The organism is Legionella adelaidensis (assembly GCF_900637865.1).
GTDB classification, from domain to species: Bacteria; Pseudomonadota; Gammaproteobacteria; order Legionellales; family Legionellaceae; genus Legionella_A; species Legionella_A adelaidensis.
Map to the genome: position 1 here is coordinate 251363 of NZ_LR134433.1, position 23541 is coordinate 274903.

Genomic DNA, 23541 nt, shown 5'->3' on the forward strand with positions numbered 1-23541 from the left:
GAGCACCATAATTATTATTAGCGGAGTACATATGAAAAAGACCAAGTACAACTCACAAAACGAGTTAATAAAAACCAAGTTTTTTGGAATGCTTGAAAACGCCAAAGGACGTGATCCAAAAACAGTGGATTGTTATGTTAAAGCCATCCATGAGTTTGAGGTTTATTCTAATTTTCTCGATTTCAAAAAATTTAATACCAAGCTAGCAGTGGGCTTCAAAGAATACTTGTCAGATAAGAAAAACATGCGAACTGGTCAAAATATTTCTAAATCTTATTTGCGGCATTGCACCTCTCAGCTAAGAGAGTTTTTCGAATGGCTAAGCAGACAAAAGGGTTATGACCGATATATCCAATATGATGATGTACAATATTTCACTCTTTCTCGAAATAACCGTAACAAAGCTAGAGCTACAAATTATCAGGAGAGTTATACCATTGAAGAAATTATCTCGACTATACGTAAGATGCCTTCTGGAACCCCCATTGAAATGAGGAATAAAGCCATTATAAGTCTGGCGCTTCTGACCACTCCAAGAATCAGCGCATTACAAACTGCACGTATAGGCTCTATTAAGTATTATAGAGATTTCGATGCATGGGCTTTTGTACAAAATCCAAATTTGGTCGATACAAAATTTGCGAAACATATTACAGCTTTCTTTATTGGAAACGTACAGGATTTATACAAGAATGTATTAGATTTTGTTGAATTTCTTAAACTCCAAGGCTTTACTGACACATGCCCTCTTTTTCCTAGGATAATATCTAGTTTTACCAAGGAAGGTTTACCATGCTTAGTATTAGAAAAGGATTTTGTTAAGTCCCAGTCCACAATTAGAGCGATTTTCAAACAGGCATTTCATAATAATGACCTTCCATATCATAAGCCTCATTCATTTAGGCATGCAATCACGCGAAGAATGATGCGAAGTGATCGCTCCCCCTTGTTAATATCCAATTTAGCTCAAAATTTAGGACATGAGAAAGACCAGGGCGTTATCATTTCATGTTATGGTACTAGCCCTGAACATGACAGGGCGGGGATTTTAAAGGCATTTGAGCTGGAGTAGTAGCAATTTTAAAGAGGTAATGAATTATGAAAGCCGTAATATTCGCCAGAGTATCATCAAGAGATCAAGAAGATGGTCATTCATTGGATGCACAAATTCAATGCTGCTATGAATATGCCATAAAAAAGAATTTTAAGGTCATAGAGCAATTCAAGATTGTCGAAAGCTCCACCGCGACTGGAAGGCCAGAATTTTCAAAAATGGTCAATTTTGTTAAAGGCCAAAAAGATAAGATTATTGTTCTTTGTTATGGAGTTGACCGGTTGCAGCGAGATTTTGACGAACAATACATCGAGTTGCAACGGTTAATTAAACAAGGCCGGATCGAGATTCATTATGCGAAAAGTGAATTTATTGAACATAAGGATATGGATAGCTCCGATAAATTTAGAAAAAATCTTGATGTGCTGCTTGCTAATGATTACCGAAATAAAATCTCAGACAATGTGAAGCGCAGTGCTAGAAAAAAGCTGGCTGATGGTACGATCCTTGGCGATTCACCTCTTGGTTACCTCAATAGCAAACGGATGGATAAGAAAAAAGAAAAAGTAAACGTTTATATTGATCCGTTGCGTGGAAGCCTTGTTAAAAAAATGTTTGAGGATTATGCCACAGGCATGTATTCAATGAACGAAATACGTTTGAGAATAACCGAGGAAGGACTGAGAAGTAAAAAAGGATGCCAAATAGGCAAAAGTCAGGTTGAGCAGATTCTACAAAACCCGTTTTACTATGGGTATATGAAATACAATGACATATTGTACAAACATGTACACCCAGCGTTAATTTCTAAAGAGCTATACGATGAATGCCAATTGGTCAGGCAGGGCAAAAGAAAAAGTAAGTCTAAACGAACACAAAAGCCCTTCGTGTTAAAAGGATTATTAAAATGTCATCACTGCGGCTGTGGTTATAGCCCTGAACTAAAGAAGGAAAAATATGTTTACATGCGTCCCACGAAAAGCAAAGGTGATTGCTCTTACTGCCATCACTTGAGTGAAGAAAAAATATTGATTCAAATAGAGGACGTTTTAAAAGGGATAAAAATACCAGACAATATTTTAGCCGAACTAAATACCGAGCTTAAGAAAAGCTCCGCTGCTGAGTATGAGCATCAGATTCAAGAAAGCAATAAATTACAAACCCAGTATCAAACCATTCAGACTCGAATAAAAAGGGCTAGAGAGCTGTTTTTGGATGCTCAAGTCTCAAAAGAAGAATACGATGAGATGATTACAGGCCTACAAGCTGAAAGGCATAATGTAGAAGTGAGGCTGCAAAGATTAACCGAAGCAGACGATGGGTTTAATAAATCTCTATCAACTATATTTGCATTAGCATCCAAAGCTCATGATTTGTTCAAAAGTTCGGAACTGGAGGAAAAAAGACGAATTATCACAATATTATTTCCGAACTTGGAAATGAACGCAGGAAAGCTAATGTTTACAACGAGGAAACCGTTTGATGTCTTCTTAAATATGCCACATCGACCTAAGTGGCTCCCCGGACAGGACTTGAACCTGTGACCTAATGATTAACAGTCATCCGCTCTACCGACTGAGCTACCGGGGAATAGATGGCGAATCTTAAATGGATTCGACCTGTGGGTCAAGAGAATATCAAGATATTATAGATCATTTTTCAATGAATTGTTGCAACCTGTTCATCGCATCCTCTAAAACTCCCATGCTTGTTGCAAAAGACAAACGGATGCATCCTTCAGTACCAAAAGCAGAGCCTGGAACGAGAGCTAAACCTTGTTCTTGCAATAACTTTTCCGAGAACTCCAAATCATTGGCGAAGCCTTTGTGTTCTATGATTTCCTGTACATTAGGAAAAATGTAAAAAGTACCGTCCGCCGGGATTACTTCTACTCCTTTCATGGCGTTTAACCTGGTAACTAAATAATTATGGCGCTCGTGAAAAGCATCAACCATGGTTTGAATAATTTCTTGATTGCCATTAAGCGCGGCCACTGCAGCTTTTTGGGCAATTGAACAGGGATTGGAAGTAGACTGCGATTGAATTGTTTTCATTCCTTCAATTAAATTGGCAGGGCCTCCTGCATAACCAATTCGCCATCCCGTCATTGCATACGCTTTAGAAACACCATTGAAAACCATCGTTCTATCGTATAAATCTGGACAAGCATCCAGAATATTTACAAAAGGTTGCGACCAGATAATATGTTCATACATATCATCTGTCGCAATTAAAATCTGCGGGTATTTCTTTAGAACCTCTCCTAAAGATTTCAGCTCATCATAACTATAAGCCACGCCCGATGGGTTAGAAGGACTATTAATAAAAAGCAATTTTGTTTTGGGAGTAATTGCGGCTTCCAATTGTTGCGCATTAATTTTGTAGCGTTGAGACGGCGTAGTTTCAATAATTACCGGAACGCCTTCTGCTAAAAGAACCATGTCGGGATAAGAAACCCAATAAGGGGCAGGGATAATTACTTCATCCCCTTCGTTTAAATAGGCTTGGCAAAGATTATAAATACTTTGTTTTCCCCCTACGGAAACAAGAATTTGATTCAATTCATAGTCTAAACCGTTATCTCTTTTAAATTTGGCCTGGATTGCTTTTTTTAGATCGGGAATACCATCTACGGGCGTGTATTTTGTAAATCCCGCATCAATAGCAGCAATGGCTGCTTTTTTAATGTGTTCAGGCGTATCAAAGTCGGGCTCACCTGTACCCAAACTAATAATGTCTCGCCCTTGCGCTTTCATAACTGCGGCTTTTGCTGCTACAGCCAAAGTAGGAGAAGGTTTAACTTTATTAATACGATTAGCAAGGTGAAACTTCATTTTTACTCCTGATTAATATTGTAGGCTTCCGGCTTCTAGATTTCCTTGATTACGCTTTGCTGCATCAAGGATACGTCCTACTGAGTAGGTTGGTGCCAAAGGCTCAACATTCGATGTTTATGCAAATTTGTAATGTTGGGCCTTTGGCACCTACATTTTACTTGATTATATCCTTTTAAATCCCCTTTTCCAGCCAAACGTGATATAGTTTATATTATGAAAAAAGTATTTAATATTTGTTCAGATTACCAACCCGCCGGCGATCAACCTACTGCAATAAAATCTCTTATAGAAGGAATTGAGTCAGGCCTTGCCAGACAAACTTTATTAGGGGTTACCGGTTCCGGTAAAACCTATACTGTTGCCAATGTTATTCAAGCGATTAAACGGCCAACGTTAATTATGGCGCCTAATAAAACGTTGGCTGCCCAATTATATGGTGAGTTTAAAACATTTTTTCCTGAAAATGCTGTTGAGTATTTTGTTTCCTATTATGACTACTACCAGCCGGAAGCATATGTTCCTTCATCGGATACTTTTATTGAAAAAGACGCTTCTATTAATGAACATATAGAACAAATGCGACTATCAGCAACGAAAGCGCTGATTGAACGGCGTGATGCCATTATTGTAGCGACCGTATCTGCTATTTATGGACTGGGGGATCCCAATTCCTATCTAAGCATGATTCTTCATTTATCGCGTAAAGAAGAATGCAATCAGCGTAAAATTTTACGACGTTTAGCCGAGATGCAATACGTTCGTACCCCTCATATTTTAGCGCGTGGACAATTTCGCGTGCATGGGGATGTAATAGATATTTTTCCCGCAGATGCAGAAAAAGAGGCCGTGCGCATAGAATTATTTGATGATGAGGTAGAAAACATTGCTTGCTTTGACCCTTTAACCGGGGAAATTCTCCATCGATTACCAAGAGTGACTATTTTCCCTAAAACGCACTATGTTACTCCCCGCGACCGCATTTTAGAAACTATAGATTTGGTAAAAATTGAACTACAAGAGCGCTTAACTGAGCTTAATTCGCAAAATAAGCTGGTAGAGGCACAGCGCTTAGAGCAACGTACCGCATTTGATATAGAAATGATGATGGAATTAGGTTATTGCTCGGGCATTGAAAATTATTCCCGTTATTTATCAGGAAGAAAACCAGGGGAAGCACCCCCTACTCTTTTTGATTATTTACCTCCCGACGCTTTATTAATTATCGATGAATCCCACGTAACCATCCCGCAAATTGGGGGCATGTATCGGGGAGATAGAGCGCGTAAAGAAACCTTGGTAGAGTATGGGTTCCGTTTGCCCTCTGCACTGGATAACCGCCCCATGCGTTTTGATGAGTTTATTGCCCGCTCACCTCAAACTATCTATGTTTCGGCAACCCCAGGACCCTATGAACAAGAACAGTCTGATAATGTTGCAGAGCAAGTGGTAAGGCCTACGGGATTAGTAGACCCGCAAATTGAAGTACGGCCCGTAACCAACCAAGTGGATGATTTGCTCTCCGAGATTAAAGTAGTAGTAAAAACTGGCTTTCGTATTTTAGTCACCACATTAACCAAAAGAATGGCGGAAGATTTGACGGAGTATCTACACGAACATGGTATTAAAGTGCGTTATTTGCATGCAGACATCGATACCGTGGAACGAGTAGAAATCATTCGTGACTTGCGCTTGGGCGAGTTTGATGTACTCGTCGGGATTAATCTGTTGCGTGAAGGGCTAGATATGCCTGAAGTTTCTCTGGTTGCCATTTTGGATGCTGACAAAGAGGGATTTTTACGCTCTGACCGCTCTCTAATTCAAACAATTGGCCGAGCGGCCCGCAATATTCAAGGACGGGTAATTATGTATGCCGATCGCATAACAGGATCCATGCAACGTGCTATTGATGAAACGGAACGCCGCAGGACTAAACAAATAAGCTTTAATAAAGAACACGGCATTATACCCAAAGGTATTTCTAAATCTATCGAAGATATCATGGAAGGGGCTTATGTAGGAACGCGCAAAAAAGTTGCCGAGAAAAAAGCCAGCTACACTCCCCTGCCTCCCGAGCAAATTGTTAAGAAAATTGCAAAACTGGAAAAGAAAATGTTTGCTCATGCACAAAATATGGAATTTGAACAAGCTGCAGAAATTCGTGATGAAATTCTTGCTTTAAAAGAATTTTTAGTTGCCTCATCATAACTCCTATCGAAAAATTTTTTATTCCAAATACTTAGCTAGTATTTTGTAGATATACTTAAGGCTTTAAGAAGAATTTCGGCTCGCATGAACAATAAAAAAGGTTTTACCCTATTGGAACTGATAGTTCTAATGGGAATTATTGCAATAGTAGCCTGTGTTGCATTATTAAGAGTTCCGCAAAAGGAAGCATTTTTAGCGGATGGTTTTTCTGATGTATTGGCTCAAGAAATCCGCTTTGCTCAAATCATGGCTATCGGATTAAATCAGTCCTATAGCATCGATGTAGGCAATAGCGCTTTAACTATTAAAAACCAAGCAGGCACAGCCGTATCTAATCCAGAAACAGGCAGCACTCTATTTTCCTACCCTTCCGGGGTGAGTGTTTCTGTTGCTTCACCCTATTCCATTCCATTAACTATTATATTTGATCCGCTCGGTAAGCCTTATAACTCAAGCGGTCTGGCACTAACTACCGCTCCCATATTTACAGTTACATCGGGGGCTAATACCAATACTGTAACAGTTTATCCTGAAACAGGTTTTATAGAATGAATAAGCAAAGAGGTATTAGTTTAATAGAGTTGGTTATCTTTATACTTATCATTGGTATAACTGGCACTGCTATTTTTTCAACTTTTAACACGATACTTAAAGGTGCTAATCAACCCGATAAAATACTTAAAGCATCCCAAATAGCAAATGCGCGTATGAAAATGATTTTAATAAAGGGATTGGCAGGGTCTTTTACCGATCCCTGTTTAGCGAATGATAACGCCCCCTTACCGGATGCCTGCCAGGATTTAAATACCTATGCAAATGGTGAAGGTTATACTATACACTCCTCTTCCTCTACCAGTGGTAAGGCAACGACGCTAATAATTACCGTGTCAGGAATGGGTTCAGCCAGCACCAGTATGAGGTTTGTGGAATGAAAATGCGCGGCTTTACTTTAATAGAGATGGTTATTGTAATTGTCGTTACTGGAATCCTCTCAGCTATCGTGGCTTTATTTTTACGTTCAGGATTTACTGGTTATCTCGCTGCCAAGCCCGTTTTACCCTTGGCAATTAATGCAAATTTAGCTTTAGACAAAATAATGTTCGAGCTAGAAAATGCTACTAGTCTGAATGCCATTGCAAGCGATAGTTTAACTTTTGTTAATAAACAAAATGAAACTATTACTATTTCATTGCATGGAACCACAGTGGAACGTACAGTTGATAGTAATAACGCACAACCTCTTTTAAAAAATGTAACAGCACTAACCTTTAAATATTATGAAAACAATCTGAATGTGTCCCTAAGTACAGACAGCACTCGATTAATAACTGCACAAATTACAATAACAGATGGCACGGCCACTTATTCAAAGATGCTCTCAAGCACCGTTTTAAGAAGGTTATTATGAAACGTCAAAAAGGCTTTTTAATGATTGCGGCCTTGGTAATTATAGTCATTTTTGGGGTTTTATCGGGATTAATTGTTTCATTGTCTATGGTTTCTAATGTAGGAACCGTTTATTTAGACCAACTAAATTCCGCTGCATTCCTGGCGGAAAGCGGTTTACAACAAGCAAAGAGCAATTTAACCCAGGCTATTATTGCTAATAGACAAAGTTGTGCAGGACTAAATAGCACACTTAGCTTATCCACTGGCAATTTTTCCATAGCAAGAGCTACTAACTTGCCGGCTAATAACATTAATCCGCGCTATGCCTATGCAACCTTAACCATGGGGTTTACAGCAGCATCCTCTATTACCACACTTTCAGTCAACGACACTTCCGTCTTTTCACCACTAGGTGGGCGAGTCCTCATTGGCGATGAAGTATTTTCTTACATGGCAATAACCAACTCAACAACACTCTCGGGTGTATCCAGGGCAATGGACGGAAGTAGGGCGGTAAATCATGTGGCTTCGGAGTTAGTTAGCCAATATCAGTGTGTGGCTGATTCTGTAGGCACTTCTCCCGTATCAACTGCTTTTGGCTCCCGTCAATATCAAATGGGAATACAACAGCCTGTTGCTTTTACAGTAGGACAAGATGGCGTTATCCTTCGATGGAATAGCGACGCCTCTGAACTACAGTGGGAAGCCATGTCCGCAGGTTCTTTTGTATACAATGCTATCTCCGCCTTGAATTATCATTCGGCATGGGCAGTAGGTAATAGCAATACTTCTAATATCAGGCTAGCCAGGCTCGAAGGGAACACATGGTCAACGGTTTCAATACCTATCTCACAACCGCGCAACCTTAACGGGGTTGATGCAGTTTCTTCAATAGAGGCATGGGCTGTTGGAGATCTAGGGCAAGGAAACAGTTTTACTATTTTCCGCTGGACGCGCGATGCCAGTAACAGTAGTACAAATTGGTGTAGATTGCCGTGCTCGGGTAAAACCATTACTACCAGCGGAACCACAGGGCAGCGGCGCGGACTGCAAGCCATAAAAATGTATAGCACTTCGGGAAGCGGGGTTGCGAGTGTGGGCTACGCCGTAGGCGGACAATCCGGAACTGGAGGCAACAGTAATCGCGGAGTAGTCATGTCCTATAATGGCACAACGTGGTCCAATTTGCCTTTGCCTGGCGCCTCGAATGAAATTGGCTTGTTATATGGTATCGATATAGTTCCTAATGGTTCTAATAATCCCAAGGATATCTTTATTGTAGGGCGATCTTCGCAAAATAATGATGGGAAGATTTTACGATATAAAGATGGAGTTTGGAGCCCCGTTATAACCACTTCTCATCAATTGCGCTCAGTCTCCGTATTAGATACAGATGGAGATGGCTATGCTAATTTTATAATTGCAGTAGGACATAACGGACAAGTAGTGACACTAACAGCTAACTCCTCAGCTATGAGTGTTACTTCTACAGCCACTTTAACTGGAGTAAATTTATTTGGAGTAAATGTGGCCAGTACCACAAGTGCGTGGGCAGTGGGGGAAAACGGCAAACGTTTTCATTATAATGGCTCGGGGTGGGTTCAGATTGAGGCGGGGGTGAATACAGAAGATAATTTAAATAGCGTAAAAATTATTTCTGCAAAAGAAAACCCTGTTAGTTTTTCCTGGTATGAATTAATTAACTAATACCATAGGATGGTATAGACTGTTTGCAATTAGATTAATTGCCAAGGAATCATGTTCGGCGTCTCTATTAAAGAATCCAAAACCCAAAGATTCTCTTGTTGTCTCGGCGAGTCTAGCTATTCACTGGCAGCTGTGAGTAACGGTAAATTGTTGTTTTGTGAACGCCAGGATTTTCTCAATAAACCTTTTGATGCCATGGCTAGTTCATTTGCGAGTGACATTGAACGCTTGGGCTTTATTGGCGAAGATTGCCATGTTGTATTGAGTCCCGGTCAATATGAGCTATTACAACTGGATGCTTTAGCAGTACCCGAATCTGAAATGGCAAAAGCATTTCGTTGGAAATTAAAAGGCCTAATAGAGCTTCCCCTAAATGATATTGCCGTGGATACCTTTAGTATTCCGCCGCACGGAGTTGTTGGACAACGAAAGAAAGTATTTGTAGCAGTAACGTTATTATCGGAACTCAAAAATAAACTGAATATGTTTGAGTCAGCTTATTTACATGTTCCTTCGGTTACTATTGCACAGATGGCCTTACGAAATTTACTACCCTTGATGCCTTTGAAGCAAAGCTCTCCTGTGATTGTAATTTCTTTAGAAGAAAACATTTGTAACCTTTATATTTTTTTACAAAATCAATTATATCTAGAACGCCAGCTGGCATTAACCAAAGCAATAGTAAATGAAAACGGGCCGAAAGCTCAGAATATACTCCTCGAAATACAGCGGAGTATTGATTATTGTTTAAGTGAATTAAAACTGCCGGAACCTGATCAAATCATTTTCACTCCTGGTTTTTTTCAAGCCTCGGCACTTTTGGATTTTTTAAAACAGGAACTTCCCAAGGAAATATTTCTTATGGATTTAAGACAATATCTTCAAATGGACTTCCCTATGGGATTCGAAGAACAAACCAGCTGCTTATATAGTATTGGAGGCGCCTTGCAGTTTTCTCCCTCTGTACAAGAAATAACGGAGACTGCATGATACAAGATATTAATTTTCTTAATTTTTTACCTCAGAAAAAAGATTTTTTGAATGCAAACCATATTTTAATTAGCTCTCTTGCTCTCATTATTCTTCTTATAATCGCCTCTATTTCGCTCGGGATTAATCAAGGACTGACGCATTCTGAACTCGAAAAGGCTCAAAAGCGAAGAGCACAAGCCGAAATTGCTTTTCAGCAGGTCACTAAAACCTACCCATTGCTCACTATAGACAAACCTCTCGTCAATCAAGTCAGTGAGCTGGAGTCGATGTTACAGAAAAAACAAGAGCAATTTGGCCATCTTACGCATGCAACACTAAGAAAACCTTTTTCACACTATTTACAAACACTAACAAGAGTAGTGCCCAATGGATTATGGCTAACCAACATTCGCATCGATCAGGACACGCAAAATGTTTCTATAACCGGTGTCAGTTTACAACCTCTTTTTGTGTCCGTGCTAATGCAATCTTTACAATCTGCCGCTTCTTTCGCAGATATTCAATTTGATCTTTTTTATGTGAAAAAATTAAAGCATACGTCTTATATCGAGTTTGAAATAGCTAATGATCAGTTAACTGGTGCTAGCAAAAAAGCAAAAGAAATAAACAGATAAATTATTAAAAAACTATGTAAGAGGTAGGCGTGAGAGAATCTTTCATAAAATTGCGTTTTAGAATCGACAGAATGGCATTTCGTGAACGCCTCGTTCTCATTTCTTCTCTTTTATTCTTTATTTTATGTATGTGGTTCTTGCTTTCATTTCTGCCCCAAAATGGAAATTTGAATACCCTGTCGCAAAAAATTGCTGAAGAAAATAAAAAAACAGCTGAGGTACTTCAAAAAAAAGAAAACATTGAAAAACTTGCGAAAGAAAATACGGTTATTAAGTTGGTACAAAAATATAAAGACTTAAAAAAAGAAGAGGCTATTTTAGACCAAAAGCTCATGCGCTACGACCAGCGGTTTATATCTAATCGTGAATTAGCTCGCTTATTATATTCAATGCTTTTGCAAACTCGAGGTGTCAGTATTGAGAGTTTTTCCAATATAGATCATATGGCAGAAAGAGAGGCTAAAATTATGAATACTGCAATACCGGCTGCCGCTTCTTCCTCGACCTCCCATAGAAACAATAATCTGTTACCAGGAACCACTTCAAATGACTTGGTTGGAAAGCTCCCACCCGAGAGAACCCAATATAAATTAACTTTAAAGGGAAATTATTTTTCAATATTAAATTATCTAGCACGCTTGGAGCGGCTTAAATGGCAACTTTATTGGGATAAGTTAGAATACAAAGTAGAGCAATACCCGACAGGTATAGCTACCATTGAATTTTATACATTAAAACCTACAAATGCAGGAAGTCTCCCTTCTTCGGCCACTAGCTCGGGAACACCAAATGATTAGAGCAAGGCTTTTTTGTTACTTGTTAATTTTACTATTATGTAGGTCCTTGTGGGCATATCCACTTTTACCTAAAGATCCTACCAAACCTTTTATACTTCCTGGCGTTGTGGAAAAAAATAAACAAGTGGTTCCTCTAGAAAGAAATTTGTTGAAACTGCAATCAATTATTATTGGCCATGGCAAACGTGTGGCGCTTATAAATAACAAATATGTTAAAACGAGAGATACAATTGAAGGATTAAAAGTCATAAGAATTGAAGAAAATTCCGTTTGGCTATCTAACAACGGACGAAAAATAAAATTATACTTGTTTGAGCCAGGAATACGGAATTATAAATGAAAAAAGGCCTTTCTCTCTTATTGTCACTACTTTTATTCGCCTGTACGACAAATCAGCCGATAGATGGCACGGCAGTTGATGATATGAATGTAGCACTTCACCAAGGTATCCATGAAAATGAAACCTTGGACGCCACCGATAAAGACCGCCGTTCACAAGCTATTTCTAAAGCGCTACTACCGGACGTTAAGCTACATTCGCCACAACGCAATGTTTTGTCGCGTCGATTTGATATTGCGGTAAAAAATGTACCCGCGCGTACCTTTTTTGCCGGACTTGTAGAGGGGACGCCAATAAATATGGTAGTTAGCCCTGAAATCGTCGGCAACATTACTCTTAATTTAAAACAAGTAACGGTAGAACAGGTACTGCAAACATTAGAAAGTGCTTATGGATATGCTTACAACCCAATTCCTGGAGGGTTTGAGATTCTACCCAACACCTTAAAAACGCAAATTTATACTGTAAATTATTTAGAACTTGAACGCAGAGGGCGTTCACGAATAATCTTGAGCTCTGGCGAAGTAACCCAAAGCACCAGTGGGGGAACAACCAGTACGACAAATTCTCCAATTGCCACCTCTACCTCAATCACTACTGGCAACAATGTCAATAACACAGAAAATGTAATTGGCCATGTGGAAACGGTTAGCAGCATTGACTTCTGGCGACAACTCACAGCCACCTTGGAAATTATGCTAGGTATTACTCCCGAAAGGCAAAATTCAAATAGAGTGGGGAACGGAATCAATCAAAATCCAGTTCCTCCCACAGGCGGCTCTAACTCGGCAACGGGGCGTTCGGTTAGCGTCAACCCGGTCGCCGGTGTCGTAGTAGTGCGAGCAACACCAAAAGAACATAAGCAAATAGAAGCGTATTTAGATTTAGTGCAAAATAGTATGAATAGGCAGGTTATTTTAGAAGCTAAAATTCTTGAAGTGACTCTGCGAGATCAATACCAAATGGGTATTGACTGGAAAATCTTTGGTGCCAACTTAAACGCTATACGCTCCTTCCCTGGCACAGATATTAAAAATGAAGATTTTCCTGATGCTTTTACAATAGGAATTAAATGGGCCACTGATTTTACTACTACCATCCGCGCTTTAGAGTTACAAGGCAATGTACAAGTACTCTCGAGTCCGCGAGTTGCGACGATGAACAATCAAGTTTCGGCAATAAAAGTAGGCAATGATCAGTTTTTTGTTTCGCAATTAAATCCAACTACCAATGTTACTACTGCAGGGGTGGTAACCAACTCGAACCCTACTCCAAGCCTCTCACCGTTTTTCTCCGGAATTACTTTGGATGTAACACCCCAAATTGACGCGCATGGGGATGTAACTTTGCATATTCACCCCTCTGTTAGCTTGGTGACGGAGCAGTCTAAAACTATTGAAGGAGCAGGTGTTAATGGCCGTTCTTTAACAGTCCCTCTTGCGCGTAGTGATATTCGGGAGTCGGATACTATTGTTCATGCAAGAAATGGCCAAGTAGTAGTTATTGGTGGTTTAATGGAAAACCAAACGCAAGAAGATGTGGCACAACTGCCCTTCTTTGGTAATGTTCCATTTTTGGGCACTTTGTTTCGAAATACTAAACAGCAGTCGCGAAAAAGTGAGCTCGTAATTTTAATAAAGCCCACCGTTATTACACCAAAAACAGCGACTAAAGACTTAATTGAATCTACCCAACAAATACAACGATTGAAACGTGGCTTCCATATTGGCAGCAGACCTGATATCTTTGGTACGGAAGGAGAAGAACCAGTAAGCTTTGGACCACCGGCCGGCTATTATAGTCAGCCTCGGCACTAGGTGCAGGGGAAATGAATGTATTTAGAACATTTCAAATTAAAAAAACCACCGTTTTCTCTCACCCCTAATACTGAATTCTATTGTGAATTGCCTACCCACAATGAAGCACTTAATGTTTTACTGTTGAGTCTTAACCAAGGGGAAGGCTTTATTAAAATCGTAGGGGAAGTGGGAACTGGTAAAACGCTTATCTGTCGACTGCTATTAAACGCACTTGATGATAGTTTTGTTACCGCCTATATCCCAAACCCTGATCAGAGTGGGGAAAGCTTACGCCTTTCCTTAGCTATTGAATTAGGCTTAAAACCAGAAAAAAATTTACCGCAACACGAGCTATTAGAGTTAATTAATTTACGTCTTTTGGAATTATTCAAAGCAGGCAAAAAGACAGTATTAATCATTGACGAAGCACAGGCTTTACCTGAATCGTGTTTAGAAGCTATTCGTTTATTAACCAACCTGGAAACAGAGGAAAAAAAATTATTACAAGTTGTTTTATTTGGTCAACATGAGCTGGATTATAAACTTGATCAAAATCATATGCGTCAACTGAAACAACGCATTACTTTCTCTTACTGTCTAAAACCTTTAGCAAAAGAGGAGTTAGAAATTTATATATGCCATCGTCTTGCTAAAGCTGGTTATACTTATGGTTCAATGTTCTCCCCCTCCGCAAAACGCTATTTATTTCGTGCCAGCGGAGGACTTCCCCGTCTACTCAATGTCCTTTGTCATAAAGCATTATTGGTAAGCTATGGTCGGGGCATTAGTACTGTTGATCTGAAATCAGCAAAAAGAGCAATCGAAGATACCGAATGCGCCTATAACTTAAAAACGCGTTTAAACTCTCCCATAGTACTTGGTGCAATTAGTTGTTTTGTACTAGCCGTGATTCTTACGCTCTATTGGAAATTGGGACTACTTTAAATGAGCTTATTAAATGAGATGCTAAAAGATCTCAATGAGAATAAGTCTCATCTGCCGACAACACCTACCTACATACCGAAGCAGAAAAAAAACTTTTGGCAAAGATTACCTTATTATATGCCCTGGATGGTGGGTACGTTTGGGTTAAGCTTATTAATTTTATTGTTGTCTCATGGATATCCTAATAAAAATCTGAAAAAACCAAATGCGCCAATTGCGAGCCCCAACGTACCTATTTTTATACAGGCAGCACAGCCTCCACAATTAAAAAATGATCCTATACCAGCCACCATAATTTCCGTTTTACCCTCTTTTCATTTGGTTAAAGAACAAGAAGAAAACCACCCCTCTGTAATTCAACCTATTCCTGTTTTACAAAATGTCTCCCATTCTGAAAACGAACTTAACCTGCCTTTTGAGGAATTTCCTACTGAAGAAGTGGGTACGCCGGCTGAAGTTAATAAAATCTATAGCCGGTTGACTCCGCAAGAATGGCGGGACGAGCAATTAAATAAAGCACTCGATGCCATAGAACAAGGTAATAATAGCTCCGCTATTCGTATTTTAGACTTTTTACTTTATAAGTTTCCCTATTCAGTTGAAGGCCGAGAAAGCTTAGCCGCTATTTATATTTCCCAAAATGCTTTGAACGAAGCAATGCGCGTTGTGGATGAAGGTCTATACTTAATTCCACACTCAGTTAGACTAAACACAATGAAAGCAAGATTACTATTCGAACAAGATCAGGTCGAAGAGGCGTTAGGAATATTAGATCAATTTAAACCGGATATTTATAAAGAACCTGATTTTTACGGATTGCGGGCAGCGATCTTGCAAACAGTCGGACGCATTGCTGAGGCTGGTAGCATATATAAAATATTGGTAGAAATTGAATCATCCAATGGGCAATATTGGTTGGGATATGGAATTACTTTAGAAAATAAGCATAAAATCAACCAAGCTGTAGATGCCTATAAAAGAGTAACAGAATGTTTTGATATTGAGCCCTCCGTGCGTGATTATGCGGAAAAACGATTAAAACACTTGCAAGGGTAGTTTATGCGTATAAGACTCGGGGAGTTATTACTTAAAGAAAATCTTGCAGATCAAGCTACGCTTGATAAAGCCAGTGAGATGCAAAAGCAAACTGGCAAAAAATTTGGCCGAATATTAATTGACCTGGGAGTTATTGAAGAGGAAGCCCTCCTTCATCTTTTAGCTCAACAATTAAATCTTGAATATATCGATCTGAATTATTTTGAAGTTGATAAAACTTTAATTGACTTACTGCCAGAAACCTACGCCCGTAGATATCGCGCCCTTGTTTTAAAAAGGGAAAATACGGATTTGATTGTAGGGGTGACCGACCCTTTGGATATTAATGCTTTTGACGCATTATCTCGTACATTAAAACAACCCATTAAAATGGCGGTGGTAAGTGAGTCTGCACTTCTTTCCGTTTTTGATAGAGTTTATAGGCGCACTCAAGAGATTAGCAGTTTTGCTGCCGAATTGTCAGGCGAAATGCTCGAAGACCTTCCTACCGCTGATGATGATCTTTTTGATGAAAATTCGGAAACAGAAGACCAAGCTCCCGTAGTCAAACTATTAAACTCGCTTTTTAGAGATGCTATACAAGCACGTGCTTCGGATATTCATATTGAACCATCCGATAATGCCGTTCGTCTGCGTTTTCGTGTTGATGGTGTGTTAAATGAGAGTATCTTGGAAAGTAAACATATTTTGAACGCATTAATCCAACGCCTTAAATTAAGAGCACAGTTGGATATATCTGAAAAAAGAATACCACAAGATGGACGTTTTAATTTTTCTTTAAATGGACACTCTTTTGACGTAAGGCTTTCGACAATGCCTACTGCCAATGGGGAGTCCGTAGTAATGCGGTTATTGGATCAATCAACTCCGGTATCTGATTTAGCGCAGTTAGGCCTTCCACCTCACATGGTAAAAAAACTAACTGAAATTTATAACCGACCTTATGGAATGTTATTAGTTACGGGACCCACCGGTAGTGGTAAAACTACCACCCTGTACAGTATTTTATCTCGACTAAATACCCCTGAGCGTAAAATTATAACCGTTGAGGATCCGGTAGAGTATCGTATTAATCGTGTTAACCAAGTACAAATAAACCCCAAAATTGATTTAACATTTGCAAGAGCACTTCGCTCCATCTTGCGTCAAGATCCCGACGTTATCATGGTGGGTGAAATTCGTGATTCCGAAACAGCTCGCATCGCAATGCGAGCAGCGGTAACCGGACATTTCGTCTTAGCTACTTTACACACGAATGACGCCTTAGGTTCTGCACTGCGCTTAATTGATATGGGTGCTGAAGGTTATATGGTAGCGGCTGCTGTAAAAGCAATCATTGGGCAGCGTTTGGTCCGTACGATTTGCAAAGCTTGCAGCCGTGATCATGAATTAAATGATGCCGAACGTATGTGGTTAGAATCCATGGGAATTGACCCCCATTATACCTTCAAACAAGGAGAGGGATGCTCCCATTGCAATTATCGCGGGTATTCAGGACGCGTAGGGGTTTATGAGTTGTTAGTATTAGATGCAAAGATGTTGGACGCTTTACGGTTGAATAATGCATCTGAATTTGTGAAAGCAGCATTAAGAAACAAAGATTATATTCCCTTGGCCAACGAGGTTATTGATTTGGTCTTAAATGGACTCACAACTGTTAGTGAGGCCATTCGGGTAATTGGGCAGCTTGACGAAGAATTCAAGTTTAGGGAAATTAATGAAGAAGATTCAGTAATCCCTGAAGCGGCCCAGTCAATAGGATTGTATGTTACAACCAATACACAAAAACGAATAAGAATAACCACACCACATCAACAAAATGCCAGTACCAGGCCACTGCTTCAAAGGCGAAATGACGCTCAGGAGTGAAATGGCCTCTTAAAGCTCTGGCCAATATAACAATAAGCATGATGGTTCCAATGGTCACATGCAGGCCGTGAAATCCTGTTAACATAAAGAAGGTTGTGCCGTAAATACCAGCGTCCAAGCTTAAATTCATTTCCGTGTATGCATCATAATACTCATGTGCTTGCAAAAATAGGAAAAGTACCCCTAGAGCAATAGTCAAGCCTAAGCCGATGTACAATTGCTTGCGATGGTTAAGCTTTAATGCCCAATGAGCCCAGGTTATAGTTGCACCGGAGGTTAAAAGAATAAGCGTGTTCAGGGCAGCAAGACCCCAGGCACCCATCGCTTCATTTGCACCCACAAAAATACGATTATTGGGATTAACTAGCAAAGGCCATTGCGCCTTAAAATCAGACCAAAGGGTGATATGAGTAATAGGGTGTGCTGTAATATCTCCCCCCAGTAAAGGGACACTCCAGAAACGAGAGAAAAATAGCGCACCGAAAAAAGCACCGAAGAAACAAACTTCAGAAAATATAAACCAGGTCATTCCCCATCGGAAAGAGCGGTCCACTTGAAGGTCGTAAACTCCCTTTTGGTTTTCATAAATAACTTGACCGAACCAGCCAAACATCATGCAAACTAAAATAAAAAGCCCTATCGTAAAAATATAAGGGCCATACCAATCAGCATGAAGCCATGAAGCTGCTCCCACTAGCATTGTAGTTAAGCCAATCGATCCGACCAAGGGCCAGTGGCTTGGTTTGGGGACATAATATGTACCATGGTCGCCCATGTTTAATTCTCCTTAAAATAACTCTACGCGTTTCCCATCCGCTTACTCACATCATAAAGAGTATAAGAAAGCGTAATAGTATTAATATTGTCTGGTAAATCAGTATCCAGATGAAATATTAACGGCATGTTCATTGCTTCATGCCCGTTCAATGTCTGTTGTGTGAAACAAAAACATTCTGTCTTCTTTAAATATTTTGCCGCAAGCCCTGGAGTTACACTAGGAATTGCTTGAATTGTCATGCGTTGATTACTTTTATTTTCCGCATAGAATGCTAACCTTGCAATTTCCCCCGGATGAATTTTATTTTTTCTACCTTTGGGTAAAATGCCCATGGAATACTGCTATTTTGAGTAGCAACAAATTGCACTAATACCTCACGCTGTTGATTCACTTTTGTGTGCGGATTATAGGCAATAGCCTCCGTGTTCGTTTTTCCATTAATATTTAATGCCTTGCACAAACTATTATATATAGGTACTAGTGCGAAACCAAAACCGAACATACCCAAGGCAATAAGTAGTAGGGTAACTAATAGTTTATTATGGTCTTTTACTGCCATACACCCTCTTAATGAATTTCAGGTGGTACTGTAAAACTGTGATAAGGGGGTGGTGATGATAAAGTCCACTCTAGCCCACGCGCACCTTCCCATACTTGCCCACTAACTTTAGGTCCATGGCCACGAGCTGTCCTAATAACATTATATAAAAAGATAAGTTGCGAAAAACCAAAAATAAAAGCACCAATAGTGACTATTTGGTTAAAGTTCGTAAATTGCAGTGCATAATCCGGAATCCTGCGAGGCATTCCAGCTAAGCCAAGGAAATGCATAGGGAAAAATAAAATGTTTACCGATATAACCGACAGCCAAAAATGCCATTTTCCAAGCTTTTCACTATACATATGACCAGTCCACTTAGGTAGCCAGTAATAGGCTGCAGCTAACAAGGAAAAGATTGCGCCCGGTACTAGTACATAGTGAAAGTGGCCTACCACGAAATAGGTGTCTTGATATTGGTAATCAGCTGGAACCAATGCAAGCATGAGTCCTGTAAATCCGCCTATAGTAAAGAGGAACACAAAGGCCACGGCAAATAACATAGGGGTTTCAAAAGTCATGGCCCCTTTAAACATAGTACTTACCCAGTTAAATACCTTGATTCCTGTAGGAACAGCAATAAGCATAGTGGCATACATGAAAAACAGCTCGCCACCTAATGGCATGCCCGTGGTAAACATATGATGGGCCCATACAATGAATGATAAAAGGGCAATGCTAACCGTTGCATATACCATAAAGTGGTAACCAAATAAGGGTTTACGACAAAAAGTAGGGATGACCTCGGAAATTACTCCAAAAGCGGGAAGAATCAATACGTACACTTCTGGATGTCCAAAAAACCAAAATACATGCTGAAATAGCACAGGATCTCCACCCCCGGCAGCCGAGAAAAAACTGGTGCCAAAATGACGATCAGCAAGCATCATAGTTACTGCGCCGGCTAACACAGGCATAATAGCAATCAGCAAGAAAGCAGTGATTAGCCAAGTCCATACGAACATAGGCATTTTCATCAATGTCATCCCCGGGGCGCGCATGTTAAGAATGGTAGCAATAATATTGATAGAGCCCATAATAGAGGACAGGCCCATCATATGGACAGCGAAAATCATAAAATCTGTACTTGGAGGCGCATACGTTGTAGATAAAGGTGCATACATCGTCCAACCAAAGTTTGGACCGCCACCGTTATGAAACATAGTCGATGCTAAAAGGGCAAACGCGAATGGTAGAATCCAGAAACTCCAGTTATTGAGACGCGGTAAAGCCATATCCGGAGCACCTATCATCATAGGTATTTGCCAGTTAGCCATCCCGGTAAATGCCGGCATAACCACACCAAAAAGCATGATCAATCCATGTAATGTAGTCATTTGGTTAAAGAAGTTAGGATCGACTAATGTATGACCAGGTTGAAATAGCTCAGCGCGAATAATTAAAGCCATGCCGCCACCAACAAAAAACATTAGCATGGCAGTCCACAAGTAGAGAGTTCCTATATCTTTATGGTTGGTAGTAAATAACCATCTTTTTGCAAAGCCAAAGAATCCCCTTCCTTGTTCAGGACCATGATCATGGTGCGTATCGTGATCGGTATCATGGATTACAACTTGGGTCATCTTAAACCTCCGGCTTGTGCTTTATTAACCATTTTAGGCGGTGGAACTTCACTGTTGCGTACTTTGGCAACGTCAGCAGGTTGAACTTCATCATTCGTATTGTTCTCCCAGGCATTTCTTTCATAAGTTGTGATAGCTGCAATTTCTTCATCGGTTAATTGATCTTTGAAGGCTTGCATTGCCGTTCCCGGAACTCCATTCAAAATTATGTCAATGTGGCGATCAATAGGATGGCCTACGGCAACCGAACTTCCTTTTAAAGCGGGGTAGACTGGAGGCATACCCTTACCGTCTGCTTTATGGCAAGCAGCACAAATTTGTTCATATTTGGTTTTACCCTGGGTCATCAAATCGGCTCTGCTGAGAACTTTAGGAGCCATCTGTTGCTGAGTGGCTGTAGCATATTTATCCACTACTTTTTCTTGTTCACCCACCCATTTATCATACTCTTCTTCAGTTACCGCATTCACAACGATAGGCATATATGCGTGATTAACACCACAAAGCTCAGCACATTGGCCACGATAAGTGCCCGGTTTTTCAATTCGGGCCCACGCTTCATGCATAAAGCCTGGAATAGCATCTCGTTTTACCCCTAATTCAGGTACCCACCAGGAATGGATTACATCATTTGAGGTTACTAAAAAGCGAATTTTTTTATGAACAGGTACTACCAGCGGCTTATCTACTTGAAGGAGATACCATTGTTCTTTTGTTCTTTTATTTTCTATTTCATCAAAAGGAGTAGAAAGATTACTAAAATAACTAATACCTTCATCCAGGTATTGATACTGCCATTTCCATTGATAGCCGGTAATTTTGATAGTGACATCTGAGTCGTCACTGTTTTCTAAATTAATAAGTACCTTGGTAGCAGGAATTGCAAGTCCAATTAATATTAGAAATGGAATAATAGTCCATACGATTTCAAGCCGTGTATTGTCATGAAAGGTTGCCGGTGTATAACCTCTCGATTTGCGATGATGGATTAAGGAATAAATCATCACTCCAAAAACCACGACCCCTATAATGGCACAAATAACAATTGCAATCATATGTAGGTCATACATATCTTTGCTAAGCGGAGTTACCCCTTTGTACATGTTCATTTGCCAATAGTCGGCAGCCGCCCAAGCTGATGAAGCTGTTAAAGCGCCCATTAGGCCTATTATTTTGCTTAACCTCTTTAGCATTCCGTCCCTCATTTGTTTCTATAGCAGGTAACCGTAAATTTAACCATTACCAAAGAGAATAATTCCCTTTGGTTTTTGATTGGCTAACCATATACTTGATGGCATCAATTATTTCAGCTGTCGTACATTCTTTACAGCCACCGTTTTTGGGATGATTGGCCCCATTGAGCGCATTTTCAATGAGTACATCCATATTCTTTTCAAGAATTGGAGCCCAGACTTCTTTATCTCCAACCTTTGGTGCGCCTAACTTTCCTTCCGCATGACAAACGGCACAATTTTCATTGTAGATAGCTATCCCGCTGGAAGGGTATTTTTTAGCACCGTTAGAGCTAAGATCTTCAATTTGGGAACGAGATAAGGATTTACTTAAGATATAATCCACCGCTGCTTTTAAGTCATTATCAGAGCAAGTTACACAAGCGCCCTTAACCGGCATGCTATTAAATCCATGAATGGCATGACGATACAAACCTGTTAAACCACTGCTTTTAAGGCGCATATACCAATTATCACCATTACCAATGCGGGGTGCGCCCATCTCTCCGTTTTGATGACAGATAATACAAGAGTTTACATACACTTGTTTACCTCTTTTCAAAGTAGGTTGACCTTCACTGGGCGAAACGCCTAAGGGCTCCTCACTTACTACAGTTTTCAAATACGTAGCAATCGCCAAGCGATCTTCTTGGGTGAGATAATTAAGCGAGTTGTGATTTACTTCCGCCATGGGCCCTGCAACCACTCCAGCGCGATTAATTAATAAATTCTTCTCAAATACGTCCGCTACATCATAACGATCAGCGGAAGATAAGCCATATTTAGTAATATTGGGGGCCCAATAGCCATCAACAAAGCCGCCAGTCAGATAAAAGCGGTTCTTAGGTGATCCCAAAATATTTAAGGGGGTGTGGCACATGCTACAATGCCCTAGCCCATCAACAATGTATTTACCTCGGTTCCACTCTGGAGATTGATCCGGATTGTACTCCAGAGAAGCATTGGGATAAAAGAATAGAAGATTCCACCCTAATAAGGAAAAACGCGCGCCGGGGACACTAAAAGGAAAAGGTAATGATTTATTTTTTTGATCAACCGCGGGAATACTCATGAAATAAGCATACAGGGCACGCGCATCATCATCTGAAATATTGGCAAAATATACATAGGGGAACACAGGGAAGTAGTTTCTTCCTTGGGGATCTTTCCCATGCTTCATTGCGCGAATGAAATCTTCTTCAGTCCAATTACCGATGCCTGTTTTTTTATCGGGTGTAATGTTGGGGCTATAAAAAGTTCCAAAAGGTGTACTAATAGCTAGACCGCCGGCAAAAGCAGGTGTATTACCCTTCACGTCAGTATGACAAGCGATACAGTCACCCATTTTTGCCAAATATTCTCCACGCGCGATAAGCTTTTGTTCTTGCTCATTCGCACCGGGACGCATTGGAGGATATTCAGGATAGAATCCATCAATCAAGGGTTCAACTAAAGTTGCCGTCGTATCCTTGGCATAAATAGGACAATAAAAAGAAAATAGTGTTAATAAAACACTTATATAAACGGTGTTTTTTTTAAAAAAAGAGCCCACGCTCCCTCCTTTAACTTACGGATCACCATGGCGGGATAAAATTAACATGGCATTTTATACTGTTGCTAAACTAACTTGCAATCGTGTTATTCATTTTTTAAAGGATTAAAAAAAACGGAAAAACTAACTTTTTATAAAAATATATTCCAATTTCCAACAAATTGTGTGATAATTGCGCAATTTTTAATTATAG

Annotated in this window: 20 protein-coding genes, 1 tRNA gene and 1 pseudogene; 15 read left to right on the forward strand and 7 right to left on the reverse strand. The window is 39.9% G+C overall.

Annotated features, from left to right (window positions below):
* Positions 1–31 precede the first annotated feature (31 nt).
* Both EL206_RS08640 and EL206_RS08645 read left to right on the forward strand, forming a co-directional pair.
* Positions 32–1072 carry a tyrosine-type recombinase/integrase gene (locus tag EL206_RS08640; protein ID WP_058462965.1) on the forward strand — a complete coding sequence of 347 codons (1041 nt, stop codon included), beginning with the start codon at positions 32–34 and terminating at the stop codon, positions 1070–1072.
* A 26-nt stretch (positions 1073–1098) separates the two neighbouring features.
* Positions 1099–2598 (forward strand): recombinase family protein, encoded by a 1500-nt coding sequence (locus EL206_RS08645; RefSeq protein WP_084758891.1) that lies wholly within the window; start codon positions 1099–1101, stop codon positions 2596–2598.
* Here the strand turns inward: EL206_RS08645 and EL206_RS08650 are convergent.
* Together EL206_RS08650 and EL206_RS08655 are read right to left on the reverse strand one after the other, a co-directional pair.
* Positions 2569–2644, reverse strand: a tRNA-Asn gene (locus tag EL206_RS08650). The two genes, EL206_RS08645 and EL206_RS08650, sit on opposite strands and share 30 nt — an antisense overlap.
* A gap of 62 nt (positions 2645–2706) precedes the next feature.
* Complete coding sequence (locus EL206_RS08655) at positions 2707–3888, reverse strand: pyridoxal phosphate-dependent aminotransferase (RefSeq protein WP_058462966.1); 1182 nt, start codon at positions 3886–3888, stop codon at positions 2707–2709.
* A 216-nt stretch (positions 3889–4104) separates the two neighbouring features.
* On the opposite strand from EL206_RS08655, the gene uvrB reads away from it, so the two are divergent.
* The 13 genes from uvrB (at position 4105) to EL206_RS08720 (ending at position 17605) form a co-directional block, all read left to right on the forward strand.
* Positions 4105–6096, forward strand: a complete 1992-nt coding sequence (gene uvrB, locus EL206_RS08660; RefSeq protein WP_058462967.1) for an excinuclease ABC subunit UvrB — start codon at positions 4105–4107, stop codon at positions 6094–6096.
* 84 nt (positions 6097–6180) lie between these two features.
* Entirely contained in the window at positions 6181–6648 is a 468-nt protein-coding gene (locus EL206_RS08665) for a type II secretion system protein (RefSeq protein WP_058462968.1), read from the forward strand.
* Complete coding sequence (locus tag EL206_RS08670; RefSeq protein ID WP_058462969.1) at positions 6645–7028, forward strand: type II secretion system protein; 384 nt, start codon at positions 6645–6647, stop codon at positions 7026–7028. The genes EL206_RS08665 and EL206_RS08670 overlap by 4 nt, the downstream gene beginning before the upstream one ends.
* Complete coding sequence (locus tag EL206_RS08675; RefSeq protein ID WP_058462970.1) at positions 7025–7504, forward strand: competence type IV pilus minor pilin ComGF; 480 nt, start codon at positions 7025–7027, stop codon at positions 7502–7504. The genes EL206_RS08670 and EL206_RS08675 overlap by 4 nt, the downstream gene beginning before the upstream one ends.
* On the forward strand, positions 7501–9192 hold the full coding sequence (locus EL206_RS08680) for a type IV pilus modification PilV family protein (protein WP_058462971.1): 1692 nt from the start codon (positions 7501–7503) through the stop codon (positions 9190–9192). The genes EL206_RS08675 and EL206_RS08680 overlap by 4 nt, the downstream gene beginning before the upstream one ends.
* A 51-nt stretch (positions 9193–9243) precedes the next feature.
* Entirely contained in the window at positions 9244–10182 is a 939-nt protein-coding gene (locus EL206_RS08685) for a hypothetical protein (protein WP_058462972.1), read from the forward strand.
* On the forward strand, positions 10179–10799 hold the full coding sequence (locus tag EL206_RS08690; protein WP_058462973.1) for a PilN domain-containing protein: 621 nt from the start codon (positions 10179–10181) through the stop codon (positions 10797–10799). Before EL206_RS08685 ends, EL206_RS08690 begins: the two co-directional genes overlap by 4 nt.
* Positions 10800–10870: 71 nt before the next feature.
* Entirely contained in the window at positions 10871–11596 is a 726-nt protein-coding gene (locus EL206_RS08695) for a hypothetical protein (RefSeq protein WP_058462974.1), read from the forward strand.
* Entirely contained in the window at positions 11589–11936 is a 348-nt protein-coding gene (locus EL206_RS08700; RefSeq protein WP_058462975.1) for a hypothetical protein, read from the forward strand. The genes EL206_RS08695 and EL206_RS08700 overlap by 8 nt, the downstream gene beginning before the upstream one ends.
* Positions 11933–13753 (forward strand): pilus (MSHA type) biogenesis protein MshL, encoded by a 1821-nt coding sequence (gene mshL / locus EL206_RS08705; protein WP_058462976.1) that lies wholly within the window; start codon positions 11933–11935, stop codon positions 13751–13753. Before EL206_RS08700 ends, mshL begins: the two co-directional genes overlap by 4 nt.
* 15 nt (positions 13754–13768) lie before the next feature.
* Entirely contained in the window at positions 13769–14680 is a 912-nt protein-coding gene (locus EL206_RS08710; RefSeq protein ID WP_058462977.1) for an ExeA family protein, read from the forward strand.
* A complete protein-coding gene (locus tag EL206_RS08715; RefSeq protein ID WP_058462978.1) occupies positions 14681–15736 on the forward strand; it encodes a tetratricopeptide repeat protein in 1056 nt (351 codons plus the stop codon).
* A gap of 3 nt (positions 15737–15739) precedes the next feature.
* A complete protein-coding gene (locus EL206_RS08720) occupies positions 15740–17605 on the forward strand; it encodes a GspE/PulE family protein (protein WP_065310976.1) in 1866 nt (621 codons plus the stop codon).
* Here EL206_RS08720 and EL206_RS08725 read toward each other — a convergent pair.
* The 5 genes and pseudogenes from EL206_RS08725 to EL206_RS08745 form a co-directional block, all read right to left on the reverse strand.
* Positions 17505–18380 (reverse strand): cytochrome c oxidase subunit 3, encoded by an 876-nt coding sequence (locus EL206_RS08725; protein WP_084758892.1) that lies wholly within the window; start codon positions 18378–18380, stop codon positions 17505–17507. The genes EL206_RS08720 and EL206_RS08725 overlap by 101 nt on opposite strands.
* A gap of 23 nt (positions 18381–18403) precedes the next feature.
* Positions 18404–18942: pseudogene (locus tag EL206_RS08730) on the reverse strand (cytochrome c oxidase assembly protein).
* Between the two features lie 8 nt (positions 18943–18950).
* Complete coding sequence (gene ctaD, locus EL206_RS08735) at positions 18951–20564, reverse strand: cytochrome c oxidase subunit I (RefSeq protein WP_058462980.1); 1614 nt, start codon at positions 20562–20564, stop codon at positions 18951–18953.
* The gene (coxB, locus tag EL206_RS08740; RefSeq protein WP_058462981.1) at positions 20561–21757 is read right to left on the reverse strand and encodes a cytochrome c oxidase subunit II; all 1197 of its coding nucleotides are present in this window, start codon (positions 21755–21757) and stop codon (positions 20561–20563) included. The genes ctaD and coxB overlap by 4 nt, the downstream gene beginning before the upstream one ends.
* A gap of 46 nt (positions 21758–21803) precedes the next feature.
* Positions 21804–23276, reverse strand: a complete 1473-nt coding sequence (locus EL206_RS08745; protein WP_232048550.1) for a c-type cytochrome — start codon at positions 23274–23276, stop codon at positions 21804–21806.
* Positions 23277–23541 lie beyond the last annotated feature (265 nt).

Excerpts from the sequence above, each read along its gene's own strand:
- EL206_RS08640 (WP_058462965.1), top strand. The coding sequence starts at position 32 with ATGAAAAAGACCAAGTACAACTCACAAAACGAGTTAATAAAAACCAAG.
- EL206_RS08645 (WP_084758891.1), top strand. The coding sequence starts at position 1,099 with ATGAAAGCCGTAATATTCGCCAGAGTATCATCAAGAGATCAAGAAGAT.
- EL206_RS08655 (WP_058462966.1), bottom strand. The coding sequence starts at position 3,888 with ATGAAGTTTCACCTTGCTAATCGTATTAATAAAGTTAAACCTTCTCCT.
- uvrB (WP_058462967.1), top strand. The coding sequence starts at position 4,105 with ATGAAAAAAGTATTTAATATTTGTTCAGATTACCAACCCGCCGGCGAT.
- EL206_RS08665 (WP_058462968.1), top strand. The coding sequence starts at position 6,181 with ATGAACAATAAAAAAGGTTTTACCCTATTGGAACTGATAGTTCTAATG.
- EL206_RS08670 (WP_058462969.1), top strand. The coding sequence starts at position 6,645 with ATGAATAAGCAAAGAGGTATTAGTTTAATAGAGTTGGTTATCTTTATA.
- EL206_RS08675 (WP_058462970.1), top strand. The coding sequence starts at position 7,025 with ATGAAAATGCGCGGCTTTACTTTAATAGAGATGGTTATTGTAATTGTC.
- EL206_RS08680 (WP_058462971.1), top strand. The coding sequence starts at position 7,501 with ATGAAACGTCAAAAAGGCTTTTTAATGATTGCGGCCTTGGTAATTATA.
- EL206_RS08685 (WP_058462972.1), top strand. The coding sequence starts at position 9,244 with ATGTTCGGCGTCTCTATTAAAGAATCCAAAACCCAAAGATTCTCTTGT.
- EL206_RS08690 (WP_058462973.1), top strand. The coding sequence starts at position 10,179 with ATGATACAAGATATTAATTTTCTTAATTTTTTACCTCAGAAAAAAGAT.
- EL206_RS08695 (WP_058462974.1), top strand. The coding sequence starts at position 10,871 with ATGGCATTTCGTGAACGCCTCGTTCTCATTTCTTCTCTTTTATTCTTT.
- EL206_RS08700 (WP_058462975.1), top strand. The coding sequence starts at position 11,589 with ATGATTAGAGCAAGGCTTTTTTGTTACTTGTTAATTTTACTATTATGT.
- mshL (WP_058462976.1), top strand. The coding sequence starts at position 11,933 with ATGAAAAAAGGCCTTTCTCTCTTATTGTCACTACTTTTATTCGCCTGT.
- EL206_RS08710 (WP_058462977.1), top strand. The coding sequence starts at position 13,769 with ATGTATTTAGAACATTTCAAATTAAAAAAACCACCGTTTTCTCTCACC.
- EL206_RS08715 (WP_058462978.1), top strand. The coding sequence starts at position 14,681 with ATGAGCTTATTAAATGAGATGCTAAAAGATCTCAATGAGAATAAGTCT.
- EL206_RS08720 (WP_065310976.1), top strand. The coding sequence starts at position 15,740 with ATGCGTATAAGACTCGGGGAGTTATTACTTAAAGAAAATCTTGCAGAT.
- EL206_RS08725 (WP_084758892.1), bottom strand. The coding sequence starts at position 18,380 with ATGGGCGACCATGGTACATATTATGTCCCCAAACCAAGCCACTGGCCC.
- ctaD (WP_058462980.1), bottom strand. The coding sequence starts at position 20,564 with ATGACCCAAGTTGTAATCCATGATACCGATCACGATACGCACCATGAT.
- coxB (WP_058462981.1), bottom strand. The coding sequence starts at position 21,757 with ATGCTAAAGAGGTTAAGCAAAATAATAGGCCTAATGGGCGCTTTAACA.